Annotated in this window: 18 protein-coding genes; 8 read left to right on the forward strand and 10 right to left on the reverse strand. The window is 40.6% G+C overall.

Annotated features, from left to right (window positions below; translation table 11 throughout):
- Window positions 1-8 precede the first annotated feature (8 nt).
- The 3 genes from VCM39_RS09750 to VCM39_RS09760 form a co-directional block, all read right to left on the reverse strand.
- Entirely contained in the window at window positions 9-1,403 is a 1,395-nt protein-coding gene (locus VCM39_RS09750; protein WP_322934012.1) for a TolC family protein, read from the reverse strand.
- Window positions 1,404-1,586: 183 nt separating this feature from the next.
- On the reverse strand, window positions 1,587-2,417 hold the full coding sequence (locus tag VCM39_RS09755; RefSeq protein WP_007485657.1) for a zinc ribbon domain-containing protein: 831 nt from the start codon (window positions 2,415-2,417) through the stop codon (window positions 1,587-1,589).
- 5 nt (window positions 2,418-2,422) lie between these two features.
- Complete coding sequence (locus tag VCM39_RS09760; protein WP_321029094.1) at window positions 2,423-3,517, reverse strand: Nif3-like dinuclear metal center hexameric protein; 1,095 nt, start codon at window positions 3,515-3,517, stop codon at window positions 2,423-2,425.
- Window positions 3,518-3,617: 100 nt separating this feature from the next.
- Here VCM39_RS09760 and VCM39_RS09765 point away from each other — a divergent pair, with 100 nt between their 5' ends.
- Window positions 3,618-5,252, forward strand: a complete 1,635-nt coding sequence (locus VCM39_RS09765; RefSeq protein WP_221650991.1) for a DUF4153 domain-containing protein — start codon at window positions 3,618-3,620, stop codon at window positions 5,250-5,252.
- A gap of 473 nt (window positions 5,253-5,725) precedes the next feature.
- On the opposite strand, the gene VCM39_RS09770 is transcribed toward VCM39_RS09765, so the two are convergent.
- Window positions 5,726-6,112, reverse strand: a complete 387-nt coding sequence (locus VCM39_RS09770; protein ID WP_221650990.1) for a VOC family protein — start codon at window positions 6,110-6,112, stop codon at window positions 5,726-5,728.
- A gap of 114 nt (window positions 6,113-6,226) precedes the next feature.
- Between VCM39_RS09770 and VCM39_RS09775 the strand changes: the two genes are divergently transcribed.
- Together VCM39_RS09775 and VCM39_RS09780 are read left to right on the forward strand one after the other, a co-directional pair.
- Entirely contained in the window at window positions 6,227-6,658 is a 432-nt protein-coding gene (locus VCM39_RS09775; protein WP_289293440.1) for an N-acetyltransferase, read from the forward strand.
- A 30-nt stretch (window positions 6,659-6,688) separates the two neighbouring features.
- Window positions 6,689-7,141 carry a hypothetical protein gene (locus VCM39_RS09780; protein ID WP_289293441.1) on the forward strand — a complete coding sequence of 151 codons (453 nt, stop codon included), beginning with the start codon at window positions 6,689-6,691 and terminating at the stop codon, window positions 7,139-7,141.
- Window positions 7,142-7,265: 124 nt separating this feature from the next.
- On the opposite strand, the gene VCM39_RS09785 is transcribed toward VCM39_RS09780, so the two are convergent.
- The 6 genes from VCM39_RS09785 to VCM39_RS09810 form a co-directional block, all read right to left on the reverse strand.
- Window positions 7,266-7,793 (reverse strand): complex I 24 kDa subunit family protein, encoded by a 528-nt coding sequence (locus tag VCM39_RS09785; protein WP_122201725.1) that lies wholly within the window; start codon window positions 7,791-7,793, stop codon window positions 7,266-7,268.
- Window positions 7,794-7,811: 18 nt separating this feature from the next.
- Window positions 7,812-9,578 carry an NADH-dependent [FeFe] hydrogenase, group A6 gene (locus VCM39_RS09790; RefSeq protein ID WP_221651553.1) on the reverse strand — a complete coding sequence of 589 codons (1,767 nt, stop codon included), beginning with the start codon at window positions 9,576-9,578 and terminating at the stop codon, window positions 7,812-7,814.
- 11 nt (window positions 9,579-9,589) lie between these two features.
- Window positions 9,590-11,497: an NADH-quinone oxidoreductase subunit NuoF gene (locus tag VCM39_RS09795; RefSeq protein WP_221651552.1), complete on the reverse strand. Its 1,908-nt coding sequence runs from the start codon at window positions 11,495-11,497 to the stop codon at window positions 9,590-9,592.
- A 322-nt stretch (window positions 11,498-11,819) separates the two neighbouring features.
- On the reverse strand, window positions 11,820-12,095 hold the full coding sequence (locus VCM39_RS09800; protein ID WP_221651551.1) for a hypothetical protein: 276 nt from the start codon (window positions 12,093-12,095) through the stop codon (window positions 11,820-11,822).
- Complete coding sequence (locus tag VCM39_RS09805) at window positions 12,092-12,892, reverse strand: ABC transporter permease (RefSeq protein ID WP_251236880.1); 801 nt, start codon at window positions 12,890-12,892, stop codon at window positions 12,092-12,094. The genes VCM39_RS09800 and VCM39_RS09805 overlap by 4 nt, the downstream gene beginning before the upstream one ends.
- A gap of 42 nt (window positions 12,893-12,934) precedes the next feature.
- Window positions 12,935-13,555, reverse strand: coding sequence for an ATP-binding cassette domain-containing protein (locus VCM39_RS09810; protein WP_322934013.1), 621 nt, complete (start codon window positions 13,553-13,555; stop codon window positions 12,935-12,937).
- A 279-nt stretch (window positions 13,556-13,834) separates the two neighbouring features.
- On the opposite strand from VCM39_RS09810, the gene VCM39_RS09815 reads away from it, so the two are divergent.
- The 5 genes from VCM39_RS09815 to VCM39_RS09835 all read left to right on the forward strand — a co-directional run bounded on the left by VCM39_RS09815 (window position 13,835) and on the right by VCM39_RS09835 (window position 18,955).
- Window positions 13,835-14,305, forward strand: a complete 471-nt coding sequence (locus VCM39_RS09815) for a T9SS type A sorting domain-containing protein (protein WP_289293542.1) — start codon at window positions 13,835-13,837, stop codon at window positions 14,303-14,305.
- Window positions 14,302-16,077, forward strand: a complete 1,776-nt coding sequence (locus VCM39_RS09820) for a CotH kinase family protein (protein ID WP_322934014.1) — start codon at window positions 14,302-14,304, stop codon at window positions 16,075-16,077. The genes VCM39_RS09815 and VCM39_RS09820 overlap by 4 nt, the downstream gene beginning before the upstream one ends.
- 256 nt (window positions 16,078-16,333) lie before the next feature.
- The gene (locus tag VCM39_RS09825) at window positions 16,334-16,864 is read left to right on the forward strand and encodes a ferredoxin domain-containing protein (protein WP_002560202.1); all 531 of its coding nucleotides are present in this window, start codon (window positions 16,334-16,336) and stop codon (window positions 16,862-16,864) included.
- 47 nt (window positions 16,865-16,911) lie between these two features.
- Window positions 16,912-18,027 (forward strand): agmatine deiminase family protein, encoded by a 1,116-nt coding sequence (locus tag VCM39_RS09830; protein WP_122201723.1) that lies wholly within the window; start codon window positions 16,912-16,914, stop codon window positions 18,025-18,027.
- A gap of 43 nt (window positions 18,028-18,070) precedes the next feature.
- Window positions 18,071-18,955, forward strand: coding sequence for a carbon-nitrogen hydrolase (locus VCM39_RS09835; RefSeq protein ID WP_122201722.1), 885 nt, complete (start codon window positions 18,071-18,073; stop codon window positions 18,953-18,955).
- Window positions 18,956-19,077 lie beyond the last annotated feature (122 nt).

Raw genomic sequence — 19,077 nt, forward strand, 5'->3', positions numbered from 1 at the left:
TAGTAATTTTAGTTATTCCAGCCCCCTCCTAATGCCTGGTAGAGGGCAATCAGTTGTAGTAGCGAATTGCCTCGTGCCTGTACTAACTGATTTTCGTAAGTCAACAGAGAACGCTGTGCGTCCAGTACATTCTGAAAGGGAGTGAGTCCTTGTTTATATAAGTCGAGAGAGAGGGTCAATGTTTCTTGTCCCTGGTTACGTACTTCCCGCAAGGCCACTATTTGTTTGATAGAATTGCGGTAAGCGTTCATGGCATTATCTGTTTCCTGTATGGCTGTCAATACAGTCTGGTTGAACTGATTTATTGATTCGTCCAATTGTGCACGGGCCAGTTTGGTGGTATTTATCAGTTTGCCACCGTTGAAGATAGTCCAGCTTAGAGCAGGGGCTATTTCGTAGGTGAAACTTTTATGATTGCCAAAGTCTCTGAGGTCTTTAGATGCAAAACCGACGGAACCTTTCAGAAATACTTGTGGTAACCAGTCTGATTTAGAGGCACCCAACAAAGCGGCTTGCGCGTTTACCTGACGTTCAGCACTGCGGATATCCGGCCTTCTCATTAGTAAATCGGCAGGTAGACCAACTCCGATGGGTTCCATATAATCCGGCAATTCCCCTACCCGGTCCAATACGGGACGTACTTCCTGCGGATAGGTTCCGAGCAATACGGACAATGTGGTAATATATTGATTGATACCCGATTCTAATTGTGGTATGGAAGCTTTGGTACTGTAGTATACTGATTTAGCCTGAGCTACATCAAGTTTGGATACCAACCCTGTATTATATCTTACTTCAGTGATTTTCAGTACGGCAGCTTGTGAAGTACAATTTTTCTCTACCACTCGTAACTCTTGTTGTAGTTCCCTCAAATTGATATATGCTGAGGCTACTTGTGCTGATAAAGAAACCATTACTGCTGTATATTCTTCTTTACTGGCGGCAAAAGTCTCTTTCTGTGCTTTTACCCGTTGTCGGATACTTCCGAATATATCTAATTCCCAGCTCATATTGATAGAAGCATCATAATAATGCTGGGTTGTCTGTGGTATCTCACTGGTGTTGCCACTGGTTTGCTGACGTGTCCATCCGGCATTTATTCCAAGGTTGGGAAAGAAACTGCTACGCTCCATACGTAGGTTTGCCTTTGCTGCATTCATACGGTCTATCGCAGTCAATACCGAATAGTTACGGTCTACAGCAATGGTTATCAATGAGTCAAGAGTCTGATCTCCGAAAGATTTCCACCACTGATCGTCTACAGGTAATATCTGTTGAAATACTTTTCCTCCCTCTTCCCAGGTTTGTGGCAAGGGAGTATCCAGATAATGGTTCGCAGTCTGCGCCGAGGCTACGGACGAAAGAAACAAAAGGAGCGATATGCTCCACGCTCGCATATTCATAAGTTCAGGTTTTTAAGAAATGAAAAGAAAACAACTAAAGTTTCAGTTTGTTTAGAATGCCGGGAAGATTGTTCCTCACATACAGAGAAGTATGTAGGATGGGATAAAAGAAAAAGGTGGATAAATTGTAATTATACAATCCATCCACCTTTTAATAGGATATTAACTATCGAGAGTTGTTTTTTATTCAGCAGTTTTTCTTCTGATAGCTCTTTTAGCTGTTGGTGCCGGAGCTTCTTCTACCTTGTGGCTAATCTCTACACCTGCCAGTTCCGGGTCAATCATAATACGTCCGCAGTATTCACAAACAATTACTTTTTTACGTGAACGGATATCAAGTTGTCTCTGAGGCGGGATTTTGTTAAAACAACCACCACAAGCATCACGTTGAACGTATACAACGCCTAAACCATTGCGAGAGTTTTTACGGATACGTTTGAATGACTGCAACAGACGTGGTTCTATTTTGGTCTCCAGATCTTTTGCTTTATCTCTCAACTTTTCTTCTTCCTGTTTTGTTTCAGAAATGATTTCGTCCAGTTCGCTCTTTTTCTGATCCAGGTCTTTTTGTCTTTCTTCCAGAGCAGCTGTACTTTTAGCTACTTCTTCAGATTTCTCCTGTTCTTCGGCAGTAAATTCTTTGATTCTCTTCTCACAGAGCTCTATTTCGAGTGTCTGGAATTCGATTTCTTTCGTTAAGAAGTCGTATTCGCGATTGTTGCGTACGTTGTCTTGCTGTGATTTATATTTCTCTACAGAAGCCTTTGCCGCTTCAATCTCTACTCTTTTGCCTGCGATTGCTGCTTTAAGTTCGCTTACTTCCGCTTTGATTTTATCAATACGTGTACTCAAACCGGCAATTTCGTCTTCAAGATCCTGTACTTCCAATGGAAGTTCACCTCTCAAAGTTTTAATCTTGTCAATCTCAGACAGCATAGTTTGTAGTTGGAACAGTGTTTTCAGCTTCTGTTCCACGGTCAACTCATTGGGATCTTTTTTTGCTTCTTTAGCCATTTTACTTATAAATATTTTATGGGATTTGTGTTCACTTTACTAAATTGGAGTGTAACATTTGGAAATAAATCCCGGATTATGGAATAAAAAATTTCTTTTGTATACTGTTCACTTTCATAATGTCCTATTTCGGCCATTAGAATTTCTGCTTCATGCCCGAAATAATCATGATATTTAATTTCACCGGTAATGAATACATCTGCTCTGTTGCGAATAGCCAATGGCAGCAAGAAAGCCCCAGCCCCGCCACAAAGTGCTACGGTTTGTATTTCACGCCCGGACAGTTTATTGTGCTTCAGGCAGCCTACTTCAAATGTTTTCTTGATACGTTTCAGGAATTCCAGTTCAGTTTCCGGAGTCTCCAACTCTCCTATTATCCCTGCTCCTGCCTGTTGCCAGGAATTCTGTAGTGGATAAATGTCGAATGCCGGCTCTTCATACGGATGTGCAGTAAGCAAAGCACGAATCGCTTCTCCTTTCTTATATACAGGAAGAATGGTTTCAATTCTCGTTTCTCTTTCATGATGAAGCTCTCCGATATTTCCACAGAAAGGACTGCTTCCTTCCTGTGCACGGAATGTTCCTTCTCCTTCAAGATTATAACTGCATGAGTCATAATTACCTATATATCCGCATCCTGCGGAAAACAAGGCGTTACGTACTTCATCCGCCTGTGCGAATGGTACAAATGTAACAAGCTTAACCAGGCTATTCTCTTTCGGATCAAGTACGCGTACGTTCTTAAGTCCTATCTTCTCGGCTATCTTAAAGTTCACTCCTCCGGGAGCGTTATCCAGGTTGGTATGAGCTGAATAAATGACAATATCATTTTTGATAGCTTTCAGTATGCAACGTTCCACGTAGTCTTTCCCCGTGATAGACTTGTAGCCTTTAAAAATAAGGGGATGATGTGATATAACAAGGTTATACCCCATTGCGATGGCTTCATCGAGAACGGCTTCGGTAACGTCCAGACACAACAAAGCCCCTGTTGCTTCCGCATCTGTCAATCCGATTTGCAGGCCGGCATTATCAAATCCGTCTTGCAATGGCAGAGGCGCGAACCGTTCAAGGGCGCTTACAATCTCTTTAATTTTCATTCTTTGTAGAAAATTTGGTTGCAAATATAAGAAAAAAGCAGGGAATAAGTATGCCTTTTATCGTTTTTTAGTACATTTGGGGAAATTTGGAGGAGTACTTATGAAAATAAATCTATCAAAGGTTGGTGCGGATATCATTTTAGCTTTGAAAAAGTATCCGATGGAAGCATTATTGGGCTTGCTATTTTTTGTATTCTTTTGTATTGAAGATCAGTTAAGTTGGGAATCCTCTTCGGAGCTGATTAAGCATATACGGGATGTAATGTCCCTCTTTCCGGCCTTTATGGTACTGGTGTACAGCTTGCATCAGCTTTTGTATCCTACTAAGGGCAGAATATTGTATTATTTGTCGGTATTACTGCCTCTTCCCTTTCTTTGGGCTGATTTGAGTCACTTTGTATTTACTATTTCTTATACATTTACACTGATATTGGCATTTTTCATTCTGCTGGCATGTAAATGTAAGTGGGAGAATCTTTCCTTTGCCCGAAATTGTATGCAAACGTTTGTAAGTCTGATTTTTGCTTTCTTTATCGGACATCTCTTGGCTCTTGCTGTATGGGGGCTTTATTCTTCTGTGGTATACATCTTTAATATAGAGAGGTATGATTTCCCTGAATATATTTATATGTTCTGCCTGTTTGTTGTGATTCCGTTGCTTTATTGCCATTTGCAGGAGAAAGAGAGTGAAGAGAATACGACTCCCCGGTTTATGGAAATTATTATAAACTATATTCTTTCACCGGCAGTGATTGTTTATACGGCAATACTTTACATCTATTTCATAACGATTGCCATTCATTGGGAGTTGCCTAAGGGAGGGATTGGATATATGGTACTTGCGTTGGCTATTTTTGCAATGGCAGGACATATGTTTCAGCTTCTTGTTTCCAAAAATATTTATGGGTGGTTTTACAACCATTTTAGTTGGATTGCGATACCGCCACTTATTCTTTTCTGGGTGGGAACTATTGAGCGCATAACGACTTATAGCTTTACGGCATCAAGAGTTTACCTCTTCATATCCGGTATTTTGATGACACTCTATATCTTTTTCTTGTTTTCCCGGAAGATAGGAAATTATCAGTTGATGGCTGTAGTGAGTAGTATCTGTATTGTGATTTTGACTTTTATCCCTGGCATTAGTGCCCGAAGTATAGGCATTCATTCACAGAAACAGAGGTTAGAAAGATATATTTCCAGGCTTGATATGCTGGATTCTGTTACTCATAAGTTAAAACAAGGAGTCGTATTTAATGAAACTGATTCTTTGAGATGGAAAGATGCCCGGGAACTGGAAGCATGTTATTCTTATTTAGAGGATGAAACAGGTTCTGATTATATGAAAAAGGAATATGGGGAATGCGACATTTCAACTAAGCGTAACTGGCATTACATGAGTCCTGTTTTTCCGTCAGGAATCAATACAGAAGGATATACTCGTTATTATCCAATGAATATTTATGATAGGAAAGAATATGTTGGTAAGGTGGAAGATGGAGTCATTAAGATTCGGCGTGTAGCTGATGACAAGGTGATAATAAGCCGTGATATAAATGCATATATGAATTCTCACCGTGCGTGGATGCAGAATGAAGTATCCGATTCGGTAAGTTCGGAGTTATTTATCACCTGTAATGATTCCTGTATGCTTGTACTTAGTAATATAAGTTATGAAAGCGGAGTTACTCTTCATTGCACCAATGTATTGGTTGATGCTATCTTTATTAAATAATGCGAATCAGTAGTTGAAAACCATGTTTAGTGGGATTTTGTTTATTTCTTCTCCGTTTTGAGTGCTTCCCGCATGGGGAAGTACTTAGTGTTGTAATTAATTCAGAGACGCGTGGGCTGCACGCAACAGAAAAAGAGCTGGTGTTACATGGTAGAAAAATATTACAATTTTAATATTTGTAAGTACTTGATTATTAGCAATATATATGGACGTTTTTTTCTCTACGAGAAACGGGTCGAAACTCTACGGAGATCGAGGTGAAACTCTACGGGGAACGGGTCGATTCTCGTAGAGCAACGCATGGAGTGTTTCTGATGTTTTACAAGACTTATTAATCAAGAGCAATCGACCTGTTCTTATTGTATTAAAGTTTTACTGCAGAGTTTCACTGAAGTTACACAGAGTACTATTTATCTGATTTATAACAATTAAAACTCGGTGAAACTCTGTGTGGCTCTGTGGTGAACTATATGCTAAATAGTAATCTCTACCAGGTTTCCATCCGGATCGAGGATAGCGCTTTCAAAGAATCCATCGCCTGTGGTACGGGGTTCACTGGCTACTACAAACCCATTGTGGCGCAAACGTTCTGTAAGTTCGAGAACAGCTTCTTTACTACCTGCTGAAACAGAGAAGTGTGCCAAACCAATGTGCGGAATCTTGTCTGCCGGAGAAGTAACATCCGTTTTACGCATCATTTCGATTAAAGCGCCTCCTCCATCAAAGCTGATAAGGTAGGATTCGAAACCTTTTGCAGGATTTATGTACTTTTCATTACTTGTTCCATTGAAATAAGTAATGTAAAACTGTCTTAACTCTTCTAATTGAGTGGTCCAAAGTGCAATGTGATGAATATACATGGTTATTTTATAAATGGTTATTTCTCTTCTTTTATGAGTGTATAATAATGTAAATCAAGTATCTTTGCAAAGATAAATAAAGTTGAATACGAACCATTTGATTTGAATCAAAATATGATAAGAAGCTATAATTTTCAAGATACAGACAGGGTGATACGCATTTGGTTAGAAGCCTCTATCCTGGCACATCATTTTATTCCTGCTATGTATTGGATTGGAAAACAAGAAGATATGCGGAATGTTTATCTTCCAGGAAGTGATACATATGTATTTGAAGATGAAAAAACAAAGTCTGTGCAAGGTTTTATTTCGATGGTGGACAACTATTTGGCTGCTATATTTGTAATACCTGAAGCACAAGGTGCAGGTGTTGGAAAGGCATTGATAGAATACGTAAAAAAGATATACCCTGAAATAACATTAAGGGTATATGCTAAAAATGAATCATCAGTGGCTTTTTATGAGAAGCAGGGGTTCAGGTTTGTAGAGAAGCATGTAGAGGAAGAGACAGGCGAGCAAGAGTTTGTAATGAAGTGGAATAGATAAAGTATTACTAATATATTATAATTTAAGAAGATGAAGAAAATTTTATTTTTATTGTTACTGGTTATCACTCTCGGAGCTTGTGAGAGTGATACTGATTCAAATTGGAATAATCGGCCGGGTGGAGGTTCAGATGAAGCTCAGAATTGGGATTCGTATACAATTACTGTTAAAAACTGGGAGCGTATAGGAGGTGTGAATGAAAATAATTCTTATTTTCGTTGTATCGTTGAAGATAAGTATTTAGATCAGTATATCTTTGATAAAGGAAGTGTCATGGTATATCTGATTCAATATGATGGTAATACGCCGGTCCAGACTCCTCTTCCTTATGTAATGTATTATGCTGAGGGAAATAAGAATTGGGCAGAAACGTTCTCCTATGATTATTCCGTAGGTTCGTTTGCTTTCTATGTGACTTATAGTGACTTTCTAACAGAAAATAATCCTGGAGAATGTCAGTTTAAGATAGTAATGCATTGGTAATATTAGGTGTGTATAACAAGAATGTACACTCTTGTCATGCCAAAGTGTACATTCTTGTTATATAAAAGTGTACATTTTTATCATGCAAAACTGTACACTCTTGTATTCATTGATAATCAGCCTGTTATCTTTTGTCTATATTCCCATCGCCCGCCGTACTTCCCCGTGCGGGAAGCACATCTAAGTCATCCAGAATCTTTTTTATGTCTACTGGTTGAAGGCGTCCATATACTTTCTCTCCTATCATCACTACGGGGGCAAGGCCACAGGCTCCCACACAGCGGAGACAATCTAATGAAAACTTTCCATCCGGTGTGGTCTCTCCTACTTCGATACCTAAAATACGTTTGAATTCTTCTAATAATTTTTCCGAACCTCTTACATAGCAGGCAGTCCCCATACAAACTGAGATAGGGTGTTTCCCTTTGGGAGTCATTGTAAAGAATGTATAGAAAGTAACTACTCCATATACTTTTGATACAGGGATATTGAGTTTATGGGCTATGATGCGTTGTATCTCTTCCGGTAAATACCCATGAAGATGTTGGGCTTCGTGCAGAATATTAATGAGCTCTCCCGGAGCATTTCCATGTATGTCACAGATTGCCTTTATCTGTTCGACTACTGTGCATGCTAATTTTATATCTGACATAGTTTTATTTTTTATACGTTAATCAATGGCTTTATTGAAATAATGTGTGTGCAGTAGCATATGTGCTTTCTCACTGAGAGGTTTACCCAAATATTCTTCATAAAGTTTTTGAATATATGGGTTTTCGTGTGATTTCCGCAAAGGTTTCTGCGCATCTTCTTCATATAAAGCACGAGAGCGTGCATACAGTATATCTGCCCGTCCGTGATGGAGCGGTTGCCCTCCGCCACCAATACATCCTCCGGGGCAAGCCATGATTTCGATAGCATGGTACTCATTATGTCCGTTTCGGATATCTTCCAACAAGCGGCGTGCATTCCCTAAACCATGAGCAATCCCCACTTTCAACTCAAAGCCATTCAGGTTGATGGTAGCCCGGCGTACTCCTGCCAGTCCTCTGACGTGTTCAAAGTTTACATTATCCAACGTGGTACCTGTATAAATTTCATATACAGACCGTAAGGCAGCTTCCATAACTCCACCGGTTGTTCCAAAGATAACACCGGCTCCCGTTGATTCTCCCATTGGATTGTCAAACTCACTGTTTGGTAACAGGTTGAAACCGATATTAGCACGTTTGATAAGTGTAGCCAGTTCGCGGGTGGAGATGGAATAATCCACATCGGGATTGCCATTGACTTTAAACTCTTCCCGGTCGCATTCGTATTTCTTTGCCAGGCAAGGCATGATGGAAACCACTATTAGTTTTTCACGTGGAATACCCATTTTTTCTGCCCAATATGTTTTGGCAATGGAGCCGAACATTTGTTGCGGAGAACGAGCCGTAGATGGGATATTTAGTAAATCGGGAAAATGATGTTCAAAGAAGTTCACCCATGCCGGGCAACAGGAAGTCAGGATAGGCAAACATACATTTTTATCCCCATTTAGAAAGCGTGTGAGTCTGTCCAGTACTTCTGCACCCTCTTCCATAATAGTGAGATCAGCTGCAAAGTCGGTATCGAATACATAATCGAAGCCTAATTCGCGGAGGGCATATACCATTTTGCCTGTAACCGGGGTACCGGCGGGCAAACCGAATTCCTCTCCTAAGGCCACGCGTACAGCAGGAGCTGTTTGTACAATAACCACTTTATCAGGATCGTCCAGATCTTCGAGGAGCCGGTTGGTATGATCGCGCTCGGTGAGCGCTCCTACCGGACAAACAGCAACGCATTGTCCGCAATAAGTACATTCACTCTCACTCATCTTTTTATCGAATGCAGGAGCTATAGTTGTATTGAAGCCTCTGCGTACAGCTCCCAAGGCACCTACTGTCTGTACATCATTGCAAACGCTTTCACATCGTCTGCAAAAAATACATTTATCCATGTTGCGAACGATGGAAGAAGTTACTTCCCGTTTACGCAATGAAAGCTCTCCGCCAGTGAATGGCATTTCGCGTACGTTGAAACGAAGAGCAAGGTTTTGCAACTCACAATTGCCGGATTTTGGGCAGGTCAGACAGTCATTCGGGTGATCGGACAGGATAAGTTCAGCTACTATTTTTCGTGCATTCATCACTCGTAGTGTACTGGTACGCACTGTCATCCCTTCTGTACATTTAGTGGCACAGGCAGGAGCAAGATTCTTTCTACCCTCCACCTCTACCACACAGATACGGCAGGAAGCTGGATTGTTTTTGATACAAGTACCCTTCAGGTCAATGTGGCAGAGGGTTGGTATGTTTATGCCGATTTCGGTGGCGGCTTCCAGAATGGTAGTACCAACAGGTACGGTTATCGAGTGACGGTCTATTTGTAGTGTTACTTCTTTTGTTTCCATAGTCTTTGAGATTAACATACAGAGATTGCGTTAAATTTACAGCGTGCCATACACATGCCACACTTGATACATTTTTCGGGAAGAACAGTATGTGGTTTACGTGGCAGACCTGTGATGGCATCTGCCGGACAGTTTTTGGCGCAAAGGTGACAACCGATACACAGATCGGGGTTGATATAGTACGTGAGCAGAGATTTACATTGTTTGGCACGGCAGGTCTTATCCCGTACATGCTCTATGTATTCATCATAAAAGTTATCCAATGTAGACAATACCGGGTTGGGAGATGTCTGTCCCAATCCACACAGCGCGGTATCTTTTATGACTTTACCAAGCGTTTGCAGCGTCTGTAGATCTTTTTCTGTAGCTTTACCTTCCGTTATTTTATTGAGTAGTTCCAATAATCGTTTATTACCGATACGACAAGGGGTACACTTGCCACAGGACTCTTCTACCGTGAAATCAAGGAAGAAGCGGGCTACCGATACCATACAATCGTCTTCGTCCATGACAATCATTCCTCCGGAACCCATCATGGAGCCGGCAGCAAGCAGGTTGTCGAAGTCGATAGGTGTATCGAGGTGTTTTTCTGTGAGGCAACCACCTGACGGGCCTCCTGTTTGTACAGCTTTAAACTTTTTATCTCCTTTGATTCCTCCGCCTATTTCATAAATTACTTCCCGTAGTGTTGTCCCCATTGGAACCTCTATCAACCCTACATTATTAATCTTTCCGGCTAAAGCGAAAACTTTCGTCCCTTTAGAGCGCTCTGTACCGATGGAAGCAAACCATTCGGCTCCGTTGATTAATATAATAGGTATATTTGCTAATGTTTCTACATTGTTCACATTGGTTGGTTTGTTTTGGTATCCCGATTCAGCCGGGAAAGGTGGTTTCAAAGTAGGTTCTCCCCTTTTACCTTCCATAGAATGGATAAGTGCAGTCTCTTCACCGCACACAAATGCACCGGCTCCATATCTTATATCTATATCAAAGCAGAAATCTGTTCCTAATATGTGTCCGCCTAATAATCCGTATTCACGGGCCTGTGTGATGGCTGTTTTCAACCGATGTATGGCGAGCGGATATTCTGCACGGATGTATACCAAGCCTTTGGAGGCTCCGATGGAGTATCCGCACAAAGCCATTGCCTCAATAATAGAATGGGGATCACCTTCCATGATTGAACGATCCATAAATGCTCCCGGATCTCCTTCATCAGCGTTACAGACTACGTACTTAATGTCGGATTCCTGACGGGCAGTCAGTTCCCATTTCAGACCTGTAGGAAACCCACCACCTCCCCGTCCACGTAGTCCGGAGCGTTTTATTACATCTATCACTCTATCCGGAGTATGGTTGAGCAAGTAGTTTGCTAAAGCTACATAACCATTGCGTGCGATGTATTCTTCTATATTCTCCGGATCTATAAATCCGCAGTTACGCAATGCAATTCGTAATTGCTTCCGATAGAAATCCATATGTTTGGAGTCACTTACTTTTTGTTCCGTCTTAGGATCAGTGTACAGCAGGCGTTCTATTTTCTTTCCTCCTATAATATGCTCCTTTACAATTTCTTCGGCATCTTCGGGGGTGACTTGAGTATAGAAAGTGTTGTCCGGAATGATTTTTACGATAGGACCTTTTTCACAAAAGCCAAAGCATCCGGTCGTGATTACTTCTACTTTGTCTGCTATTCCGCTTTCTTTAAGTATTTTGTTCAGATTGTCAGCAATAAGGTGACTGGAAGATGCTTTGCAGCCCGTACCTCCACAGATCAGAATCTGCAAATGTTGTGAACCAAGAGCCAGCCCACAACTGTTTTCAGTTACTTTATCATTGCTCTCTTCACGTAAACGGAGGGCAGTCTCCGCACTTCTTCTGATCTTTTCAAGATCGTGAATTGATAGTATTTTCATCCGTATTAAATTAAGTTCGGAACAAATATAGTAATTCAGACGATTATACAAAAAGAAAGCGTGTGAAATATTAAAAGGAAAGTATTGTATGAAAATTAAATAGCTTATTTAGGATATATTTGTATACTGGAGGTTGCAAAAACGACTTTTATGTATCATTAAGACAGAGTAGTATCTATCTGATGAAACGTGGATTAATACAGATTAAAAGACTGTACTTCTTTATCATACATTTGTTTTCCTTTGCAAAAATCTGCGTTTATGCGTTTTAATAAATATTTAAACTCTGTGGAACCCCGTGTTACTCTGTGGTGAAATACACTCAAAACCGTTTATATTTAATAAGAACTTTATTTTTTAAAGCGTATTTCTCGTCTACTACTCTATCTGTAGGGAAAAATGTGAATATAATCCTCCAATCTTCTTTTTGATAAACGAATTTTCGTGCATTTGTTCCTTGTTCTATTAACACAAGTTTCTCCCGAATGAAGCGTTCTATGTCGGATGGTATAACGATCCCTTCCCGTGAGACTTCTGCTGTAATGAAGAATCCCGGTGTTGATAACTTTGAAATGAATTCCAGAATCTGTTCTGTCATTTTTTCTCTTTCTTTTCTACCATAACCTGTAATAGTTTGCCATAAGCATCAAATGATTTACGTGATGCCAGCGAAATGGTAATCATTAATGAAAGCATGGAAGCTGTAAATGTAATGACCATAATCATCATTTGATATTTGATAGCCACATTCGGACTACTTCCTCCCAATATCTGACCAATCATTGTTCCCGGAAGTGCAACCAGTCCCATTACAGCAATGTTGGCTATCAGTGGGCTGAAAGCTTTAATAATTGCCTGCCGGATGAAAGGTGCCTGTGCTTCCTGCCGGGTAGCTCCGTTGCCGAGCAGATAGCAATAGAGTTGTTCTTCCCGTTTCAAACCACTATAATAGGTATTCAGTGCAATGACATTACTCGAAAGCATGTTTCCCATTAAGATACCGAAAATAGGTATGAAATATTGTGCACTAAATACATTGTCCAGTTGTAACACTATACCGATGAAATACATTCCAACCAGGACGACACTGCATAGGAAACCTACACTGATAGGGATTAATAGTATTTTTCGTTTTAGGCCGGTACGTACGAGAGCTGTCTGCCCGGCTACAAATATCATAATAATCACCCATAGAAAGTTTATCCACGGATTATTCCACAAAAACAGATATTTTAAGTACATTCCGATAAGGAAGAGTTGTACGATCATACGCGCTGTACCGATAAGAGTAGCTCTGAGGAGTCCGGTTTTAAATTTCCATAAATAAAATACAGGGATTATCAGTAAGAGTAACCCTGTTAGCAGACTGAGGTATGATATATCGATGGTTCCCATGGAAATATTTACGATTAGACGATTTACGAGTTACGATTGAAGTTACAAATTTATTAACTGATTACAGCCGTGAGCAAAAGTTTTATCGTGCGAAACGGCTAAAACGGATGCTCCTTGTTCTGTTTGTCGGTGAAAAAAGGCCAGTACTTTATCTGTAGAGCCGGAGTCGAGTGCCGAGGTAGGCTCATCTACTATGATAAGTGGCTTTTTCAGCAAGGCAGCCACGGCTATCATAATACGTTGACGTTGTCCGCCGGATACTTCCCCTACCCGTTTTCGATACAAATCTTCATCCAGCCCCAGTTCTGCAAAACAACCGAACAGTTTTTCTTCAGAAAAAGAGGCTCCCCTGTTTGCTTTTAGTTCGAAAGGTAACTGTACCATTTCTTTTACCCATTCCATAGGCAGAGCCAGTTCCTGCGGAATCCAAGCTATCTGCCGACGAATGGTGTCAATGGTATTTCGGGTCAGTTCGAAGTCACCTACGGTAATTGTTCCTTTACGTAGAGGGACAAATCCCATGACAGCATTTAGAAGAGAAGTTTTTCCTCGCCCCGATTCGCCTGCGATACAAGCGGTTTCACCTTTATGTAACTGCATGCAAAAACCGGAAAAGAGCTCTTCGTCTCCGAAAGCAATACATGCATTGTCTATTTGTAGCATTTTACTTCTTTATTCTATCTTTCTGGCAAAGGTAAACAAAATATTGGAAGAATCGTAGAATAATCTACTTCACATACCTCTTAAGTCTGTTTTTACAGAAACATTGTTTGGGTGTTATTTCTTGTATATTCTCATTGATTTTAAATATAGCTGACAACGATTGTTTTGCTTGAATACTGCGAGTATGCTTAATTGATGTTAAATAACAACATTCCGTTTGGGGTGTTCCTATCTCTCATCTGTTTTATCAAATAGAGTTAATTATTAAATCTTTCTATTATGAAACACATTTATGTATCATTACTGAGTGTCTTTTGCTGTATGTATGCTCTTCCCTCCAATGCTCAGCAGTTAGTAGCCACAGCAGGTGAAGATTCCCCTATAGCAACATGGGCTATAGGAGAAGTTATAGGTGGCCATTATCAATCAGATGATTGTATGGTTATTCAAGGCATTTTGTCTTATGTATCCTTTTCTTCACTTGTTGGACTTGAAGACAATGATTGGCAGGATAAAACGGCTATATGGCCCAATTCGGTCAGTGATTATATAAATGTATGTATACCTCAATACAATTCTCCGATACAAGTTCGTATTTATTCGTCGAATGGAATGCTTGCAAAGCAATTTCGTCTGTTGAGATCCAAAGAAACTTTTGATTTATCGTTTTTGGCTCCCGGTATGTATGCTGTTAGATTGATTGACATAGATGGTAAAGCAGTAATAACCCAAAAAATCATAAAATTATGAGACACGTTCTTTTATTTATCTGCCTTTGTACTTGTTTGAGTTTGTTTGCCACTAATCCCCAGAAAGGATTTAATTATCAGGCAGTCATACGAGATGCTTCCGGAGTTGCTCTGAAAGAGCAAAATGTAACGCTTTTGGTTACTGTTTTATCTGATAATCAAGTCCTTTATAAGGAAACACATCAGCTTACCACATCTGTTTCAGGGTATGTGAATATGATAATAGGTGCCGGAACCAGTGTTTCAGGTACATTTGAAAACATAGAATGGAGTGCTCAAAATCAGTCCATAAAAGTAGAACTTGACAGAGGCAACGGTTATGAAGTGATTAATACTACAACATTGAATAGTGTGCCTTATGCTAAATATGCAGAATATGCGTTAGGTGGTGATTCCGAAGTACTTCAAAAATCAATCAATGCATTGAAAAAAACAAATGATAGTTTAATAAACTGTATTGTTACTTTGGAGGCAAGCTTGAAGAGAAATGAGACATCTATCAGTGATTTGAAAGATGCTACCGCATCATTTACCGAATATCAGGAGCTGAAAGATAAAAAATATACTTCTATTCTTCCGTCGGAGAGCTTAGGACAGGTTAATATAACAGTTAATCTGAATGATGTGACAAAGGATTATCCGGTTTCTGCCAAGTTAACTTATAGTGGTGGGAATGGGTATGGATTCAAGTCGGATATAGAGATAACCTATCAGGGATCTTCATCCATGTCTTACCCCAAGAAGAACTTTTCTATTGACCTTGACAGGAAAATAAAATTTGGAAACTGGATACCAATGGACTCTTATCATTTGAAAGCTAATTATATAGATGCCACACAGGCGCGTAATGTCTGTATGGGACGTGTTATCGATGATGTTGCCGGTACATTACCTTTTGAAAAGCAACGTCCCTGGCGTTCGGGTTGGGGAGACAATATCAAAGGGAGTGTATTGGATAATGGTGCCAAAGGGCATATTGACGGATTTCCTGTGGAGCTTTACATTAATGATGAGTACTATGGACTATATACCTGGAACTTGAAGACGCATCGTGACAACTTCTGTATGGATAAATCCAATCGTAAACATATCTTATTGAAGGCTGAAGACCATAACTATTTCTATGGTTTTGTAGCCGGTAATTGGGAAATGAAGAATCCTAAGATAGATGGTGTAAGTGGTTTGGGTGACATTCCCCAGGATATTCAGAATACAATAGCCCGTCCGTTGAATTGGTTTGGCAGTGTACAGAGGAATCCGAGTTCTTTTAAAAGTGATTTTGCCAGTTATTTTGATAAAGGGTCTATGATTGATTACTATATTCTTCTGGAGGCATTTTATGCTGATGATGATGTAGATAAGAATCTTACGATGTGTACTTGGGATGGGAATATCTGGTATTTTTTGTGGTATGATATGGATACGATTCTGGGGCTTTACTGGAATGGAAGTAAGTTATTGTCAAGTTCGGGTACTGTTCTTAATTCTCCTGAACCCGGAGAAAGTGGCAAACGGTTCTGGAATATGTTTTATACTGCTTTTAAACCAGAAATCATAGCGCGTTGGAATGAATTGAAAAAGGATGCATTGAGTTATAATAATGTAATTGGTCGTTTCTCTGATTTTATGTCACAGATATCACAAGAAGCCTATGAACGTGATTTTAAGAAATGGCCGTATATTCCGTCGAACAGTAGTTGCTATACTTCTTTGGCGCAAATAAGCAGATGGTATCAGGAACGCTTAATATGGATGGATAGTTATTTTAAATGATCTTTGGAAAAGATAAAAGAATAAATGAACAGGCTGTTTCAAAATAATATGGAACAGTCTGTTTTTCTTTATTTTACTGTTAACAATTTGTTTGTAGCAAACGCCTTGCCTGATTGTAGGGGGCGCCTTACTTGCCTGTAGCTTACCCCCGTTCCGCATGTATATAACCCTCCCGGATCAGATAAGGAATTAATTCTTTTTTCAACTGCATTTTTATATTTATCTTTGCTTACTGATTTTATTTAAAGTAAAGGCTATGATACAGAATGAACGAGACATTCGCCACGAGCATATACTCAACGTGGCGCGGCAGATGATGACAGCTGCCCGTACTGCTCCGAAAGGAAAGGGTATTGATATAATAGAAGTGGCTTTGGTTACAGGTGAGGATATCAAAATATTGTCTGACAAGATGATTGCAATGGTTGAGGAACATGGAATGAAATTCTTTCTTCGCGATGCTGATAATATTCTAAGTGCTGAATGCATTGTATTAATAGGTACGCGCGAGCAAGCACAAGGATTGAATTGCGGACATTGCGGATATGCTACGTGTGCAGCTCGTGCCGAGGGAGTGCCCTGTGCGCTAAACAGTATTGATGTAGGTATTGCCATTGGCTCGGCATGTGCTACAGCTGCCGATATGAGGGTGGATACACGTGTGATGTTTTCAGCCGGATTGGCTGCCCAGCAACTCAATTGGCTGAAAGACTGTAAAATGGTGATGGCTATTCCTGTTAGTGCTTCTTCTAAGAATCCGTTCTTTGACCGTAAGCCAAAACAGTAAATAGGGTTGTTCTAAAGATTTATAAATATTAAATTGTAAGTAAACAGATGGGAATTATAGTTGGGCTTCCTCGTTCGGGCGGTTCGGAAAAGGATTTGCAGTTGAATTTTGGTAAGGTGATGGCTCAGCAAACAGAGATGCGGGCGCCCTTTCTTCCTGCTGAATGGTATCCGCAAAGTGGTGTTCAGCTGACCTGGCCTCATGCGGGAACAGACTGGGCCTATATGCTTGAAGAAGTACAGGAATGTTTTGTCAATATAGCCAATGAGATCGCTCAGCGAGAGCTGTTACTGATTGTAACGCCCGAACCGGAAGAAGTAAAGAAGCAGATCGCTGCTACTGTGAATATGGAGAATGTACGCTTTCTGAAGTGTGGCACAAATGATACCTGGGCACGTGATCATGGAGCTATTACCATGATGGACGTAGATGCCCCTTCCCTGCTCGATTTCACTTTTAATGGCTGGGGGCTGAAGTTTGCTTCCGATTTGGACAATCAGATTACCCGTCGTGCCATTGAAGACGGAGTTCTGAAAGGACGCTATGTCAACCGTCTCGGTTTTGTTCTCGAAGGAGGTTCTATTGAGAGTGATGGTATGGGTACATTGCTCACGACTTCTGAATGTTTATTGTCCCCCAATCGTAACGGGCAAATGAATAAAGTGGAGATTGAGGAATATCTGAAGAGTGTATTTCATATTCAGCAGCTACTTTGGCTGGATCATGGTTATCTGGCAGGAGATGATACAGATAGCCATATCGATACACTTGCCCGTTTATGCCCCGCTGATACGATCGTATATGTGCAATGTGAAGATGAGAAAGATGAACATTATAAATCTCTTCATGCCATGGAAGAGCAGCTTAAAACATTTCGCACGTTGGCCGGAGAGCCTTATCGCCTGTTAGCTCTGCCAATGGCCGATGAAGTGCAGGAAGAAGGAGAACGCTTGCCTGCCACTTATGCTAATTTCTTGATACTGAACGATGCGGTACTTTATCCAACTTATGATCAGCCCGGGAAGGACAAACGTGCAGGAGAAGTTTTACAGGAAGCTTTTCCTGGGTATGACATAATTGGCATTGACTGCCGCGCTTTGATCAGGCAGCATGGCTCTTTGCATTGTGTAACCATGCAATACCCCACAGGTATCATAAAGTAACCCCAATCGTAAATCGTAAATTGTCTAATCGTAAATTACTAAGATGAGAAATATAAAAGTCGGCTTGATTCAACAGGCCAATACTTCAGATATCAGAACTAATCTGATGAATCTGGCTCAAAGTATAGAAGCATGTGCCGCACGTGGTGCACAACTGGTTGTGTTGCAGGAGTTACATAACTCTTTGTATTTCTGTCAGACAGAAAACACAAACTTATTTGATCTGGCAGAACCTATCCCCGGCCCCTCTACCGGGTTTTATTCCGAACTGGCTGCCAGTAACCAGATTGTGCTGGTTACCTCTTTGTTTGAGAAACGTGCTCCGGGATTGTATCATAACACTGCGGTTGTTTTTGACAGTGATGGCAGTATTGCCGGAAAATATCGCAAGATGCATATTCCTGATGATCCTGCTTATTATGAAAAATTCTATTTCACTCCGGGAGATATTGGTTTTGAGCCTATCCAAACATCTTTAGGCAAATTGGGAGTACTTGTCTGTTGGGACCAATGGTATCCGGAAGCTGCCCGTCTTATGGCCCTGAAAGGAGCCGAATTACTAATTTATCCTACCGCTATTGGCTGGGAGAGTTCGGATGCGGATGATGAAAAGATTCGTCAGCTCAATGCCTGGATTATCTCTCAGCGTGCCCATGCTGTAGCAAACGGACTTCCGGTTATTTCTGTCAACCGCGTAGGGCATGAACCCGATCCGTCTATGCAGACAAATGGTATTCTTTTCTGGGGAAATAGTTTCGTTGCCGGTCCGCAGGGAGAACTTCTTGTACAGGCCGCTAATGATCGTCCTGAAAATATAGTAGTAGAGATTGATATGGAACGTTCGGAAAATGTTCGTCGTTGGTGGCCATTCCTGAGAGACAGAAGAATAGATGAATATGAAGGGCTGACGAAGCGATTCCTGGATTAAGATTCAAAATTCACCACAGAGTGCTTATTATTTGATAAACGCAGATTAACGCGAATTATCGCAGATTTGAAAGACTGTTATTCTTTTATCTTTTGTTTTCCTTTGCGAAAATCTGCGTTAAT

It is taken from the genome of Bacteroides mucinivorans (assembly GCF_034654355.2).
GTDB lineage: Bacteria > Bacteroidota > Bacteroidia > Bacteroidales > Bacteroidaceae > Bacteroides > Bacteroides nordii.

What these genes read in the sequence shown, in the direction of transcription:
- VCM39_RS09750 (WP_322934012.1), bottom strand. Translation starts at nt 1,403, where the DNA reads ATGAATATGCGAGCGTGGAGCATATCGCTCCTTTTGTTTCTTTCGTCC.
- VCM39_RS09755 (WP_007485657.1), bottom strand. Translation starts at nt 2,417, where the DNA reads ATGGCTAAAGAAGCAAAAAAAGATCCCAATGAGTTGACCGTGGAACAG.
- VCM39_RS09760 (WP_321029094.1), bottom strand. Translation starts at nt 3,517, where the DNA reads ATGAAAATTAAAGAGATTGTAAGCGCCCTTGAACGGTTCGCGCCTCTG.
- VCM39_RS09765 (WP_221650991.1), top strand. Translation starts at nt 3,618, where the DNA reads ATGAAAATAAATCTATCAAAGGTTGGTGCGGATATCATTTTAGCTTTG.
- VCM39_RS09770 (WP_221650990.1), bottom strand. Translation starts at nt 6,112, where the DNA reads ATGTATATTCATCACATTGCACTTTGGACCACTCAATTAGAAGAGTTA.
- VCM39_RS09775 (WP_289293440.1), top strand. Translation starts at nt 6,227, where the DNA reads ATGATAAGAAGCTATAATTTTCAAGATACAGACAGGGTGATACGCATT.
- VCM39_RS09780 (WP_289293441.1), top strand. Translation starts at nt 6,689, where the DNA reads ATGAAGAAAATTTTATTTTTATTGTTACTGGTTATCACTCTCGGAGCT.
- VCM39_RS09785 (WP_122201725.1), bottom strand. Translation starts at nt 7,793, where the DNA reads ATGTCAGATATAAAATTAGCATGCACAGTAGTCGAACAGATAAAGGCA.
- VCM39_RS09790 (WP_221651553.1), bottom strand. Translation starts at nt 9,578, where the DNA reads ATGGAAACAAAAGAAGTAACACTACAAATAGACCGTCACTCGATAACC.
- VCM39_RS09795 (WP_221651552.1), bottom strand. Translation starts at nt 11,497, where the DNA reads ATGAAAATACTATCAATTCACGATCTTGAAAAGATCAGAAGAAGTGCG.
- VCM39_RS09800 (WP_221651551.1), bottom strand. Translation starts at nt 12,095, where the DNA reads ATGACAGAACAGATTCTGGAATTCATTTCAAAGTTATCAACACCGGGA.
- VCM39_RS09805 (WP_251236880.1), bottom strand. Translation starts at nt 12,892, where the DNA reads ATGGGAACCATCGATATATCATACCTCAGTCTGCTAACAGGGTTACTC.
- VCM39_RS09810 (WP_322934013.1), bottom strand. Translation starts at nt 13,555, where the DNA reads ATGCTACAAATAGACAATGCATGTATTGCTTTCGGAGACGAAGAGCTC.
- VCM39_RS09815 (WP_289293542.1), top strand. Translation starts at nt 13,835, where the DNA reads ATGAAACACATTTATGTATCATTACTGAGTGTCTTTTGCTGTATGTAT.
- VCM39_RS09820 (WP_322934014.1), top strand. Translation starts at nt 14,302, where the DNA reads ATGAGACACGTTCTTTTATTTATCTGCCTTTGTACTTGTTTGAGTTTG.
- VCM39_RS09825 (WP_002560202.1), top strand. Translation starts at nt 16,334, where the DNA reads ATGATACAGAATGAACGAGACATTCGCCACGAGCATATACTCAACGTG.
- VCM39_RS09830 (WP_122201723.1), top strand. Translation starts at nt 16,912, where the DNA reads ATGGGAATTATAGTTGGGCTTCCTCGTTCGGGCGGTTCGGAAAAGGAT.
- VCM39_RS09835 (WP_122201722.1), top strand. Translation starts at nt 18,071, where the DNA reads ATGAGAAATATAAAAGTCGGCTTGATTCAACAGGCCAATACTTCAGAT.